The organism is Nostoc sp. CCY0012, assembly GCF_963920855.1.
Classification (GTDB): domain Bacteria; phylum Cyanobacteriota; class Cyanobacteriia; order Cyanobacteriales; family Nostocaceae; genus Cyanocohniella.
The window spans coordinates 1-13,417 of record NZ_CAWUDM010000135.1; the positions used below are offsets into that span (position 1 = coordinate 1).

The 13,417-nt window shown below is 43.1% G+C and carries 10 protein-coding genes; 7 read left to right on the forward strand and 3 right to left on the reverse strand.

Annotation, left to right across the window (positions count from 1 at the left end; genetic code table 11):
• Positions 1–322: 322 nt before the first annotated feature.
• Both ACM0OS_RS25510 and ACM0OS_RS25515 read right to left on the reverse strand, forming a co-directional pair.
• The gene (locus ACM0OS_RS25510; RefSeq protein ID WP_414545976.1) at positions 323–937 is read right to left on the reverse strand and encodes a flavin prenyltransferase UbiX; all 615 of its coding nucleotides are present in this window, start codon (positions 935–937) and stop codon (positions 323–325) included.
• 99 nt (positions 938–1,036) lie between these two features.
• Complete coding sequence (locus ACM0OS_RS25515) at positions 1,037–3,394, reverse strand: ribonuclease R family protein (RefSeq protein ID WP_414545977.1); 2,358 nt, start codon at positions 3,392–3,394, stop codon at positions 1,037–1,039.
• Positions 3,395–4,262: 868 nt separating this feature from the next.
• On the opposite strand from ACM0OS_RS25515, the gene ACM0OS_RS25520 reads away from it, so the two are divergent.
• On the forward strand, positions 4,263–5,105 hold the full coding sequence (locus ACM0OS_RS25520; RefSeq protein ID WP_414545978.1) for a hypothetical protein: 843 nt from the start codon (positions 4,263–4,265) through the stop codon (positions 5,103–5,105).
• Between the two features lie 86 nt (positions 5,106–5,191).
• On the opposite strand, the gene clpP is transcribed toward ACM0OS_RS25520, so the two are convergent.
• Positions 5,192–5,803, reverse strand: coding sequence for an ATP-dependent Clp endopeptidase proteolytic subunit ClpP (clpP, locus tag ACM0OS_RS25525; protein WP_414545979.1), 612 nt, complete (start codon positions 5,801–5,803; stop codon positions 5,192–5,194).
• 490 nt (positions 5,804–6,293) lie between these two features.
• On the opposite strand from clpP, the gene ACM0OS_RS25530 reads away from it, so the two are divergent.
• From ACM0OS_RS25530 to ACM0OS_RS25555, 6 genes are all read left to right on the forward strand, one after another.
• The gene (locus ACM0OS_RS25530; protein ID WP_414545980.1) at positions 6,294–6,449 is read left to right on the forward strand and encodes a hypothetical protein; all 156 of its coding nucleotides are present in this window, start codon (positions 6,294–6,296) and stop codon (positions 6,447–6,449) included.
• A 270-nt stretch (positions 6,450–6,719) separates the two neighbouring features.
• Complete coding sequence (locus tag ACM0OS_RS25535; protein ID WP_414545981.1) at positions 6,720–8,777, forward strand: thioredoxin domain-containing protein; 2,058 nt, start codon at positions 6,720–6,722, stop codon at positions 8,775–8,777.
• A gap of 5 nt (positions 8,778–8,782) precedes the next feature.
• Positions 8,783–9,448, forward strand: coding sequence for a molybdenum cofactor guanylyltransferase (locus tag ACM0OS_RS25540; protein ID WP_414545982.1), 666 nt, complete (start codon positions 8,783–8,785; stop codon positions 9,446–9,448).
• Between the two features lie 472 nt (positions 9,449–9,920).
• The gene (locus ACM0OS_RS25545; protein ID WP_414545983.1) at positions 9,921–10,832 is read left to right on the forward strand and encodes an ABC transporter substrate-binding protein; all 912 of its coding nucleotides are present in this window, start codon (positions 9,921–9,923) and stop codon (positions 10,830–10,832) included.
• Positions 10,833–11,120: 288 nt separating this feature from the next.
• Entirely contained in the window at positions 11,121–11,954 is an 834-nt protein-coding gene (locus ACM0OS_RS25550; protein WP_414545985.1) for a segregation/condensation protein A, read from the forward strand.
• Between the two features lie 232 nt (positions 11,955–12,186).
• Positions 12,187–13,356, forward strand: coding sequence for a sugar phosphate nucleotidyltransferase (locus tag ACM0OS_RS25555; protein WP_414545986.1), 1,170 nt, complete (start codon positions 12,187–12,189; stop codon positions 13,354–13,356).
• The last annotated feature ends 61 nt before the right edge of the window (positions 13,357–13,417 follow it).

Sequence of the window (13,417 nt, forward strand, 5' to 3'; positions counted from 1 at the left end):
GGCAGGGGGGCAGGGGGGCAGGGGAGATAAAACTAAAACTACCCACAATTAATTCCACTCGGCTTTAAACCTGATCTTTTGGTAAAAGTTACTTCAAGAAAAGGAATAGGTGAGCCAGCCCGGTCTGTGGTGCCAACAAAGAGGGACTGGCGAAACCGTTCGCGCAGCGTCTCCGATAGGAGAAGGGGAATAGGTAACAGGAATTTACTATGGTTTTGTGATTTTTAGTACAAACACCACCAATAGATTTTAGATTCTTTAATCCCAAAATCGGCTGACTCTATCTTTACTTTTACACTTTTACCTTTTAACGATAACTTGCTTATCCTTGCCACCGCTGAATGGGAATACAGTCAATGTCAAGTTGATCTAAAGCACGAGCAACTACAAAATCAACTAAATCTTCAATGGTTTGAGGATTGTGATACCAAGCAGGAATGGCAGGGACAACTCTGACACCAGCCTCGGCCAATGTTGTTAAATTCCGCAGGTGAATCAAGCTAAAAGGAGTTTCCCGAGGAACGATAACCAGCTTACGTCCTTCTTTAATTTGTACATCTGCGGCTCGCTCTAGTAAGTCAGAACTCAAACCAACTGCCAGCTTTGCTACCGTACTCATGCTGCATGGCATGATGATCATCCCCAAGGTACGAAAAGATCCACTAGCGATCCCGGCTCCCACATCACCCCAAGGATGGCAGCTTAGTTTACCCCCAACAGCAACTCCCGCTTGTTCTCGCCAGAATTGCTCTTGTCCGGTTGGGTCTGCTGGCATTCTGATTTCCTGTTCTGCTTGCCAGACCATGTAAGTTGATTTAGAGGCCACAAGCTCAATCTCATAGTCTGCTGTGAGCAAGTATTTGAGAGCGCGCACAGCGTAGATGAGACCAGATGCACCTGATACGCCTAAGATAAGGGGTTTGGAGTGATTTGACACGTGGTTATTTTCTGGAGATGGGGAGTTGGGGAGGTGGGGGAGTTGGGGGAGCAGGGGTGAAGTTTCTGCCTCATGAGCAATGACTATTCCCCCGGCAATTTATTCATCCTCAGCATAAGCATCTAAATCACTGGGTAAGTAGATATCTGAGCCATCACCGTTGGCATCATTAACTCCTAATCCTTTTATGGCATCACTGCTGACAGTTACTAAGTCAATTTGCTGGCGATAGTAATCGACACTTTTAACTTGTACGGCTACGCGATCGCCTAGTCTATAAGAAGCGCGATTTTTTCGGCCAAATAATGCTTGTTGTCTAGCACGGTATTCGTACCAATCGTCTTTGAGGGAACTGACGTGTACTAGTCCTTCTACTCGTAAAGGTGCGCTCTTGTCTTCACCAGGCGGGGATTCTGCTGCGGGGACTTCAATTTCTACGAAAAAGCCGTATGATTGCACGCCAGTAATCACGCCTTGGAAGACTTGACCGATGCGCTGTTTCATGAGTTGGGCTTTTTGCAGTCCCGCTAAGTCGGCTTCGGCTTCTTGGACTTCTTTTTCGCGGTCGTTGATTTGGATGATCACCCGATTTAAATCACTTTGGAGTTCTTGTTGCAACTCTGGCGGGAGAACGTTCCAGTTGATTTCGTCATGGGAGGAAGAGTGACGCAGGTTAACACGGTCTTTGACGCGGGTGTTGCGGCGATCGCGGCCATGTTCTATGAGCCTATAATATACTCTCTGCATCAGTAAATCTGGGTATCTTCGTAAGGGAGAACTACAGTGGGTATATTGCTCTAGTGCCAATCCAAAGTGTGAGCTTTTAGTGGTGCTATAGGTAGCTGGCTTCAGTGTATCTTGTAACAAATAAGTCAGGACTTGCTCCGATGGAGATTCGGCAAAAGCTCTAATTAATTGTTGATAATCTAAGGGTTGCAGTTCTACATCTGCTTCTAGTGACAGTTCTACCCCTAAATTAATGGCCAATTTCAGCATTTCTTGGACATCTTCGGCATCGGGTGTACCCTGAGTTCGCCATATACCAGGTATACCTAATGCACTGAGATGTTTTGCCATTAATTCGTTAACTAGTAGCACCAATTCGGTCAAGAGCGATAGCGTAGCGCTCCGTAGGAATCGCACAGGTAACTCACTAACTAATACTGCCCCTAAAATCCCTTCATCGTTGTAGGGGTTTTGATTGGGTGGCAAATTTAACTGCAAGCTACCCCGATTTAACCGTAGTTGTTTGATTACTTTTCGCAAGGTTTCTAGGTCTTGCAACATTTCTACTATTTTGGGCGATGCATCTTGAGATTCACCTGTGAGGATGGCTTCTGCTTGTTGGCGACTCAGAGTGGCGTCTACGTTAATCACGCTGGGTTGAATTTGCCAATCCGAGATTTCTCCCGACTCTGGCTCAATGGCAATCAAAAACGATAAAGACAGGCGATCGCTTCCAGGTACAAATGAACAACGTTCTGCCACTGCTTCTGGTAACATTGGGAGTACTAAGTCTCCCAAATACACCGACCTTCCCCGCTTCACTGATTCTCTATCTAGAGCTTCATCAGGTTGTACATAATGGGAAACATCAGCAATATGAAAGCCCAAAAGCCAATCACCTTCTTCTGTTTTTTCTAAACTCAAAGCATTTTCTACTACCTTGCTGTCACCATTTACACCTGCAATGGTGAAGGTAAATAAATTGCGTAAATCTAGTTTGTTTTTTAGATCGGCTTTTAACAGTCTTTTAGGCAACTTGGCGGCTGCATCTAAAACCGTTTCGGGGAAATTACGGGATAGGTCATGCTTACAAGTTACCAAATCTATATCAGCAGCAGCTTCGGCATCGCTACCCAAGATTTGCACCACTCGACCCAAGGGAGGATATTGTGCTAAGGGATAACGCAACACTTCCACATGGGCTAAATGATCAATTGCTTCTTCTAATTTCATGCCGTTTGTTTGCAATTTCAGTTCAAACAGCAGTCGATCATCTAAAGGTACAGCCCGGAATCCACTGTCTACTGGCTTAATTCGTGCTAATAAAGTGTGGTTAGAACGCTCGAGAATCAGCTTGACTTCACCTTCGGGAGAACGGCGACGACTTCCTTCTTTGAGAACTCTTACCAAAACGCGATCGCCATTCCAAGCATTACTTAAATGACTTTCACGGATATAAATATCCTCGGCCCCTTCTACATCTTGAATGGCAAAGCAAAAGCCTTTACTAGAACACCGGAGTTTTGCTTCGATCATTCCCTCTTCTGTCACCCGGCGATATTTGCCGCGTTCTTTCACCAAAATCCCGATTTTTTCCAGTACTTCCAGAGCAATGTGAAGTTTTTGTAAACTATTTTCATCCTCGCAACCTAGTTTCTTTTCCAAAACTTTACGAGCGACCAATTTATCATCAGTGAAATTGGCAAGGAGTGTAGCGATAGAAAATTCCATGCAGTGAACCGACCTTTGGTCAAAACATCATTTTTCATTTAATCTGGTTTTTTTCTGTATACCCTCAAGGCTTACAGAAAATAGTGCTGCTACCTTAAAAGTCAAAAGACTTATTTATCTGTAGCTTTCGACTTATTGTCAGATGGTCGGTTACTTCTACCCAACTGCACTAGCCGGAAACGAATTGCCTTAAGGCAGGGTTCATGTTTCAGGTAAGGAAGCCGACACACCTTTACAGAAAGCCGCTTTGCATCTACGAACTTCTCACTGCAAAGTAATTTCAAAGTTCACATGAGTTTAATTTCCTTAAAGTAACCCAAACTTAATACAGTACGCCTGATGGCATATGCCCTACTAGGTAATTGCGCTTAGGGTTTTTGAGAGGCTGGGTTGGGATAACTCTCCACACTGCCCAAAAGCGCTATCAGGGTAAACTATAGATGTTTGATTGTTGAGCTTGAAGGTAATTTCACGCCATGAGACTCTGATTTATCATAAGGACAAACTGCCCATAGACTCGATTTTCCCACATGTAGAATCGGTAACAATCGAGTAAGCAGTTTAGCAAGCAGTGAGGATGAACCTTATCTCCATTATTGTAGATTTAGAGCGTACTTCCAGGAAATAGTTCCGGATATATAATTGGGTAATTAGTATAGCATTTAAGGGGTAACCACCTAGAATTAGTTATCATTAAATAAAAATTGGAGCAACCAACGCCTACTGCTACAATCGGGACACAGTTGAGTGCTGAGTCCTGAGTTATAAGGGCTAAGTCAGAAAGAAACTTCTGTTTTTTTTGTGAGAGACACAGGAAAAAGTAGTCTACTGTTTAGTACAGAACAGAGTTTAAATTGGTGGCAGTATTATGTTGGCTCAATTCCAGAGCTTATATCCCAACGGCAATATTATTTCGGAATTAGTCCAAATTTTTCAAGGAAAATATATTGTCCGAGTCAGTGTCCAAATTGAAAACGTAACCCGTGCTACTGGTATGGCTGGGGCTGAAACCGTAGAAGCAGCAGAAGACCAAGCCAGAAACCGAGCATTGATGGTTTTAGGAATCAGTAATTCTCCAGAAACCTCGGTAGCATTTACGAAAAAATCAACATCCCCAGTGCAGTTAAATCCTCCCTCACCAACCATAAAGGTGGGATTAAATGAGCCGACTTATTCCCCTGTCATCGATGAAGACTTTGGCAGTAGTCCGTGGTCTAAGTCCAGTAGCAAAGAAATTTCTTTACCGCCTGTCAATGAACAGAACATCAAACCAGAAACAGTCATCAGTGACACTTACAAGCAGGATATAAATTCAGATTTGCCCATGACTGACAACCGGGAATCAGCATTTGATGCCCCAGTAGAAAGCTGGGAAATGATGGCTGATAACCCACCGGAAAAGACAAACTTGTCAGAAAGTTTTACTAGTAACGTCACACCATTTACACCGCGCAGTTATACCCCGCCAGAGAATGTGGCCACGCACACCGGGGGAGGAAAGAAAAAGAAGAAAAGCGAACCAGTAGATTTATCTGATGTTATTGCCAAAACCGATGTGGAACTTCAGCGCTTAGGCTGGACAGCAGAACAAGGACGAGAACATTTGATTAAAACCTACGGTAAGCGAGGACGCACTTTGCTAACCGAAGAAGAATTATATGGGTTTCTCAAATATCTGGAATCTCAGCCAGACCCAGTGGCGGGGTTTTGAGATGGGGACTGGGGAAGTAATTGTGGTAGAAGCCTAAATTCTTCTCCCCTACTCCCCATTCCCTACTCCCCATTCCCTACTCCCCTCTAATTATTGAGAACAGCAGCGGGACGACTACCAGCAGCGTGACGGTCAATCACTTGGTCAATTAAGCCATATTCCTGGGCTTCTTCTGGTGACATAAAGAAGTCGCGTTCGGTATCTTCAGCAATGCGCTCAATTGGTTGACCAGTATGTTCGGCTAAATATTCATTTAGTCGCCGCTTGTGGTACAAAATTTCCCGCGCCTGAATTTCAATATCAGTCGCTTGTCCTTGAGCGCCACCTAGAGGTTGATGAATCATAATCCGAGAATGAGGTAGACTCATCCGTTTACCCTTAGCACCTGCACTGAGGAGGAAAGCGCCCATACTGGCTGCTAGTCCAGTACAAATGGTACAGACATCGGGGCGGATATGATTCATGGTGTCGAAAATTCCCATGCCAGCCATTACCGAACCACCGGGAGAATTAATATACATATAAATGTCTTTCTCCGCGTCTTCGGCATCCAAAAACAGCAGTTGGGCAACAATCAAATTTGCCAGGTTGCTATCGACCTGTTGTCCCAAAAAGATAATGCGCTCACGCAACAGTCGTGAGTAAATATCAAAGGCGCGTTCGCCTCGACCCGATTGTTCAACAACGATAGGAATCATGCAGCGTGCTTGTAGCTATTTTATTTACATCTATCTTATCTATGTCAGCGGCTGATTGCTGTCCTCACCCAAAAGTCAATCAATCTATCATCTAATTGGCGGATGTAAAAAACGCCTCTAGGCACTTTTTATAGAAGAGCAACGTCTAAATATATATCTCTACGCGGTTAGGGAGGAAAAATTTAAAATCTCTAGCGATGTTCACTATTAACCCTGTAGATATGCTCCGGTACGTTCACACCAATTTCTGGAATTAGATTTATTAAATAATTTGGATGATTTTTGATTTTGGTAGCGTAGTGAGCAGACTACGGGACAAAAGTTTCTTTAGTAAATTTCTGTCAACTATTGGTAAATATTTAAATATTTTTTTAGTTTATTGTTGAGCAATTATCCGGTGCATTTGATCAATTCCGGTAAACCAATAGTACGGCGTGTATTTACAGTGATTCATCCTACTTGAAATGCTACTCACAGAAGGAGAACTGCCATGCTACAAAAACTTGTGCAAGCTGCCATCATTACCTTTTTGCTGCACCTGATAGCAGGATTGAACCCCCATACTAGAATGCAGATGAGGGCAACATCATCGACACCAGACACGCCAGCAACACTTGTCAGTTTGTTGTTAAGGCCTTTTAAGTAAGCTAATCTCATTCATTTTTCCAGACTGATTCGCTTGTAGTAAGGGCTACCCTACGGGTTCTGCGAAGCAGTACAGCCCTGGTTTTATGCAACTTCAATGCTCATGAGCTTAGTAGTTAGCTAGTTCATACGTAGATTGACCAATTGATACTTTGATACCTTAATATCTAAGTTACTGGTCAAGTTTCTGATGTTTGGATAGGTGGGACTCGGCTAAGACTTGGAGGAAAAGGCTAGACTGAGCAAAGAAGGCAACTATCTGTATAGAATTATGACTAATCGCCTTGCTGAAGCTCAGAGTCTCTATCTTCGTAAACACGCCGAAAACCCTATTGATTGGTGGCCTTGGTGTGATGAAGCTCTCGCAACTGCTAGGGGACAAAATAAACCTATCTTTCTTTCTATTGGTTATTCCAGTTGTCACTGGTGTACTGTCATGGAAGGTGAGGCTTTTTCTGATTCAGCAATAGCTGAGTATATGAATACCAATTTCCTGCCGATTAAAGTAGATAGAGAAGAAAGACCTGACCTTGACAGCATCTATATGCAGGCTTTGCAGATGATGAGTGGTCAAGGAGGTTGGCCCTTAAATGTCTTTTTATCTCCAGATGATTTAGTACCGTTTTACGCTGGAACTTACTTTCCTTTAGAAGCCCGCTATGGTCGTCCTGGCTTTTTACAAGTCTTGCAAGCCCTGCGCCGCTACTACGATACAGAAAAAGCAGATTTAAGCCAACGCAAAGCCGTAATTATTGAATCGCTCCTCACCTCTGCGGTGTTGCAAAATGGCGCTGCACCAGAAGTTCAAGAACATGAATTACTCCAGCAAGGTTGGGAAACTAGCACGGGTATAATTACGCCCAATCAATCTGGTAATAGTTTTCCCATGATTCCTTATACAGAATTGGCATTGCGGGGAACTCGTTTTATGTTTCCGTCTCGTGATGATGGCAAGCAAATTTGCACTCAACGGGGACTAGATTTAGCTTTGGGCGGTATTTATGACCACGTGGGGGGTGGTTTTCACCGCTATACTGTTGATCCCACTTGGACAGTGCCTCATTTTGAAAAGATGCTCTATGACAATGGTCAGATTGTCGAGTATCTAGCGAATTTGTGGAGTAATAAAGTACAAGAACCAGCATTTGCACGGGCGGTAGCGGGTACTGTGGAATGGCTACAACGAGAAATGACTGCCCCAGAAGGTTATTTTTATGCAGCGCAAGATGCTGATAGTTTCACTAGCCCCACAGATGTGGAACCGGAAGAAGGAGCATTTTATGTCTGGAGTTACAGCGAACTAGAACAACTGTTAAAGTCAGAGGAACTGACAGAATTACAGCAACAGTTTACAGTAACTCCTCAGGGTAACTTTGAAGGTAAGAATGTTTTACAACGTCGCCATCCGGGAGAACTAAGTACCACATTGGAAACTGCATTGGGCAAGTTATTTGCGGCTCGTTATGGTGAAAAGCCAGAGTCACTGAAAACTTTTCCCCCGGCTAGCAACAATCAAGAAGCAAAAACTGTTAACTGGCCAGGGCGTATTCCTTCGGTGACAGATACGAAGATGATTGTGGCTTGGAATAGCTTGATGATTTCTGGGTTGGCTAGGGCTTCTGGTGTGTTTCAACAACCGTTATATGCGGAAATTGCCGCCGGTGCAGCCAAGTTTATTTTAGAACATCAGTTTGTGGATGGACGTTTCCACCGACTCAACTATCAAGGACAACCGCATATTTTAGCCCAGTCTGAAGATTACGCCTTTTTTATTAAAGCATTGCTGGATTTACAAGCTTGTATCCCTGAGGAAAAATACTGGTTAGAAAAGGCGATCGCACTGCAAACCGAATTTAATGAGTATCTCTGGAGTATAGAATTAGGTGGTTACTACAATACCGCCAGTGATGCCAGTCAAGATTTAATCGTGCGGGAACGCAGTTATGCTGATAATGCTACACCCTCAGCCAATGGAATTGCGATCGCTAACCTAGTTCGTCTGGCTTTACTTACAGATAATCTCCATTACCTTGATTTAGCCGAACAAGCATTAAAGGCGTTTAGTAGTGTAATGCGTAGCGCTCCCCAAGCCTGTCCTAGCTTGTTTACAGCCTTAGATTGGTATCGTAATGCTACTTTGATTCGGAGTACTACTGACCAGATAATTCCTCTAATTCCCCAGTATTTACCTGTTTCTGTGTTTTCTGTCATCTCAAACTTACCAGCAGGTAGTGTCGGTTTAGTTTGCCAAGGTTTGCAGTGTCTAGAACCAGCAGCAAGTGACGAGCAATTGTTACAGCAAGTGCAGCAGAGTCAGATTAGGGCGTGAGGGAGATGGGGATAAATCATAGTTTCTTGAGGAGTGAGGACTCAGGACGTTTAAGTGCTATTATTCTGGCGGGTGGTAAGAGTTCTCGTATGGGACAGGATAAGGCTTTGATGGCTGTTGAGGGAGTACCGTTGTTGCAACAAATTTGTAGTGTTGCCGCTGATTGTGCAAATACTATTTATGTAGTCACCCCTTGGCCGGAACGGTATCAACACTTAGTTTTACCTCGTTGTCAATTTATCAAAGAAGTACCTTTGCTCTTAGCTGACAAAAAAGCACAAAGCCAGAAAAATCAATTTCCCCAAAGCCACGGGCCACTGGTAGGATTTGCCCAAGGGTTAGCGCAAGTGCAAACAGATTGGGTGTTGTTGCTAGCTTGTGATTTGCCTCGGTTACAGGCTGGGGTATTGCAGTCCTGGGCGGCTGAACTGGATAATGTAGAGGATGAGGCGATTGCGGCTTTGGTGCATCATACTCAAGGGTGGGAACCTTTATGTGGCTTCTATCGCCGGCGCTGTTTACCTCTACTGTTAGAGTTTATCAATCAAGGCGGGCGATCGTTTCAAAAGTGGTTGCATCAGCATCCTGTAAAAGTTTTGCCTTTACCCGCGTCTGAGATGTTGTTTAACTGTAATACCCCAGAAGATTGGGCTTCCATCTCTTTAAAATAATTCTGTATTTTGCGAGAAATTATCTATATTTGTGATCTATCAAACAATACTTTTGGGGAATATTACTATATATTAATTAAAGCTTTTCTAAATAAACCTTGTATAGACCCAGGCGAGTAGTGCAGCTAAATTTTCTTGATAGGATATTTGCTGACATTTTTACTCGCTTTTTCACATCTTACTATACAGCAAATAACATTATTATTTATTATTAATATAACACGACTTACGTAACCAACCACGTATTTCCGTCATTGCGACCGTAGGGAAGCAATCTCAAAGGCTTGATTTTCGTAGCTAGTGCGTAAGTCCTATATAAATAAGTTGGACGAAATAAATTAAACTGTGTGCAGCAATGTAAAATTCTGAAAATTGAGTTCCTGGTAGACGGCTCTAGAGCTTTTTTTGTGAATTTGACAGATGATGCTCAGTTTGCTTTTATTTAAATTTATAGTTACTAAGGAAGTTTAGTATGTACAATCGGAGGATTTTATCTGCGGTAGCATTTTTGTTGAGTATATTTCTAATTGCTTGTAATACTGCAACCACTCAGCAGCCATCAGCACCATTGAATCCGACATCGCAACCATTAACAGCAGCATCTGCTACAAGAGTTGTGGCTCTTTCCTCTCTGGCTACAGATATTATTTATAACCTCGATGAAACCAAACTAGTGGGTATTACGGGGAGTAAATTATTTAATGATGATCCCAGATTGAATAGTCTTCCTCGTGTGAGCGAAGGCCAAAGTCCTCCTAATTTAGAAAAGATTATTGCCCTCAAACCAGATTTAGTTATTGGTGCAGAAGGTTTCTCTACCCAACCAATTCAAAGACTCCAGGAGTTAGGAATTTCTACTTTGCTTACAAAAGTAAATAGCTGGGATTCTTTAGAAGAACTCACTCAAAAACTGGCTCAGTTAATTGATGCTGATCCCCAACCTTTGTTAAATCGGTATAAAGAATTTTTACCAGATAATTTGACTCAGAGTCCTTCTACTTTAGTTTTGGTTAGCCGTCAACCGATTTTAGCACCAAATAAAAACAGTTGGGCTGGGGATTTATTGACAAAATTTCAAGCGAAAAACTTGGCGGCAGAATTACAAGGTCAAAGTCCAGTTGGAGGCTATGTAACTTTATCAGCCGAGAAGGTTTTAGAAGCAAATCCAGAGGTAATTATTGTGGTCAATCCTCCACAAGGTGGTTCAGAACAGGATGTTTTAGATTCATTTAAAAAAGAACCTTTTTGGCAGCAATTACAAGCAACTAAAAATAATCGAGTTTATCTGTTCGACTATTACGGATTAGTAAATCCCGGTAGTATTAATGCCATCGAAAAGGCTTGTCAACAGCTTAAGCAAGATGTAGTAGAGGCTAGAGGTTAGGGGAATATCTGGGTTTTGGGCATCAGTGGCTATGCCTAGCGATAGCTCAAGTGCTGTTTCTTGGATGCCCGGAGGGCTTTTGTCAGTTCGCTACACTGTGTCGAAGGTATTTTGCTAGATTATGATGCTACTGTTAACAGATTCACAGGAGTGCCTTCATCTTACTGAGAATTAGGCAATACCTTTGTTGTGGAATGCTACGTAAACGTGGGCTTTGCCAATGCCCCAACTCAGTGATTTTGCATATATCCAGAAAATCCTTAATCAAGATTTTTTACAAAAAATTTTATGGATTCTTCCGAGTTATTAGATACCATCACACACCTGATTGACCAAGCCGAACAAGGAGAAATAGATCCTTGGGATGTCCAAGTAATTGCGGTGATTGACCGTTACCTAGAACTAATGGCACCTCAGTCCACAGCTAGAGGTTATGAAGCTGATTTGTCGCAATCTGGACAAGCTTTTTTATCCGCATCGATGCTTGTATTGTTCAAGGCTAATACTTTGATGCAATTATCTTCAGTAGAAGAGGCACAGGAAGATATAGCGGATGATTTGATGTCAGAAGGGGAAGATGGGTTATTACATCACGCCCATCGTCTGCAATTAGAACGACACATACGCCGTCGTCCATCAGCTATGCCACCAGCAAAGCGCCGTGTCACCTTGCAAGAGTTAATCAAACAATTGCAGATTATGGCGAACCAGCTAAAATTGGCTCAGAAGGTCAGCAAACCTGTCCGCCCTAAGCGTCAATCCAGTGTGCAAAATATGCGAGAGGCGTTAGAGTTAGCACATCAGGAAAATCTGACGGAAGTAGCTGGGGAGTTAGAACAAGTATTGCGTTGTTCGGCAAGAGAGTTCCTGATAGAACAAAATAGTTTGAATCTTGAACAACTTGTACAGTTGTGGACTCAGACAAAGCAACCACAGCCAAATAATTCTGCGCATCACTCAGAACACAGCCACCTAGTTAGTGTGTTCTGGGCCCTCTTACTGCTATCAGCTCAATCCAAAGTAGAGTTATCACAAGATGAGTTTTATCAAGAGATTCAAATTCGCTTACTCACAGATGCGACTAACACTGCCAAAGCCTTGACGGCCGAAGAACTCAACTAGTCTCAACCATTCCTATAGCTAACTTATAGCCTTGTATTTATCCAAAACCAAACTGCCAGTATATTGAAACGATCCGCGATCGCTTGTAATCTGGCCATACCTGAGAGGTTGCAATAACTAGTGCATTACTGTTATCCCTGTTTTTAGGAGTTACTTAGAGCAGCAATAAGAACTGATGATTAAGTACCATTCAATAAAAGTAAACTGGCTTGTGGTTGAGGAATAAAATTTTATGAAAGCGATGATTCTCGCGGCGGGTAAGGGTACTCGCGTTCGTCCCATTACCTACACAATTCCCAAACCGATGATTCCCATCCTGCAAAAGCCAGTGATGGAATTTCTCTTGGAACTTTTACGTCAACATGGATTTGACCAAATTATGGTCAATGTTAGCCATTTGGCAGAGGAAATTGAAAATTATTTCCGTGACGGTCAAAGGTTTGGCGTAGAAATTGCCTATTCTTTTGAAGGCAAAATTGATGATGACGGCAAACTGGTGGGAGAAGCAATTGGTTCTGCTGGAGGAATGCGCCGCATTCAAGACTTTTCACCATTTTTTGATGATACCTTTGTAGTCTTGTGTGGTGACGCGTTAATTGACCTAGATTTATCTGCGGCTGTGAAGTGGCATAAATCCAAAGGGTCAATTGCAACGATTATTACCAAAACCGTTCCACCCGAAGAAGTTTCTAGTTACGGTGTAGTCGTCACTGACGAAGAAAGTCGTATTAAAGCTTTCCAAGAAAAACCCTCTACAGAAGAAGCTCTCAGCACCAATATCAACACTGGTATTTATATTTTTGAACCAGAGGTGTTTAACTACATCCCTTCTGGTGTTGAGTATGACATTGGTGGTCAGTTGTTTCCTAAACTAGTAGAAGTTGGTGCGCCCTTCTACGCCATTGCGATGGATTTTGAATGGGTAGATATTGGTAAAGTACCAGATTACTGGCGAGCAATTCGCGGTGTCCTACTAGGCGAAATTAAAAACGTCCAAATTCCTGGTAATGAAGTCGCCCCCGGTATCTATACTGGCTTAAATGTTGCGGTGAATTGGGACAAGGTGGATATCACAGGCCCAGTTTACATTGGTGGCATGACCAGGATAGAAGACGGAGCTAAAATCGTTGGCCCAGCCATGATTGGGCCGAATTGCTGGATATGCAGCGGCGCCACAGTAGAAAACAGCGTCATTTTTGAATGGTCACGCTTGGGCCCAGGTGCAAGACTGGTTGATAAGTTAGTGTTTGGTCGTTACTGCGTAGATAAAACCGGAGCAGCCATAGATGTCCAGGCTGCTGCTTTAGACTGGCTAATTACCGATGCTCGTCAAGCACCACCATCGGAAACTCCGCTGGAACGTCAAGCAATTGAGGAATTGCTGGGGACGAATGTGACTTAGGGTTTAGGACAAGGGGACAAGGGGACAAGGGGACAAGGAGACAAGGGGACAAGGGGACAAG

What these genes read in the sequence shown, in the direction of transcription:
- ACM0OS_RS25515 (WP_414545977.1), bottom strand. Translation starts at nt 3,394, where the DNA reads ATGGAATTTTCTATCGCTACACTCCTTGCCAATTTCACTGATGATAAA.
- ACM0OS_RS25520 (WP_414545978.1), top strand. Translation starts at nt 4,263, where the DNA reads ATGTTGGCTCAATTCCAGAGCTTATATCCCAACGGCAATATTATTTCG.
- clpP (WP_414545979.1), bottom strand. Translation starts at nt 5,803, where the DNA reads ATGATTCCTATCGTTGTTGAACAATCGGGTCGAGGCGAACGCGCCTTT.
- ACM0OS_RS25530 (WP_414545980.1), top strand. Translation starts at nt 6,294, where the DNA reads ATGCTACAAAAACTTGTGCAAGCTGCCATCATTACCTTTTTGCTGCAC.
- ACM0OS_RS25535 (WP_414545981.1), top strand. Translation starts at nt 6,720, where the DNA reads ATGACTAATCGCCTTGCTGAAGCTCAGAGTCTCTATCTTCGTAAACAC.
- ACM0OS_RS25540 (WP_414545982.1), top strand. Translation starts at nt 8,783, where the DNA reads ATGGGGATAAATCATAGTTTCTTGAGGAGTGAGGACTCAGGACGTTTA.
- ACM0OS_RS25545 (WP_414545983.1), top strand. Translation starts at nt 9,921, where the DNA reads ATGTACAATCGGAGGATTTTATCTGCGGTAGCATTTTTGTTGAGTATA.
- ACM0OS_RS25550 (WP_414545985.1), top strand. Translation starts at nt 11,121, where the DNA reads ATGGATTCTTCCGAGTTATTAGATACCATCACACACCTGATTGACCAA.
- ACM0OS_RS25555 (WP_414545986.1), top strand. Translation starts at nt 12,187, where the DNA reads ATGAAAGCGATGATTCTCGCGGCGGGTAAGGGTACTCGCGTTCGTCCC.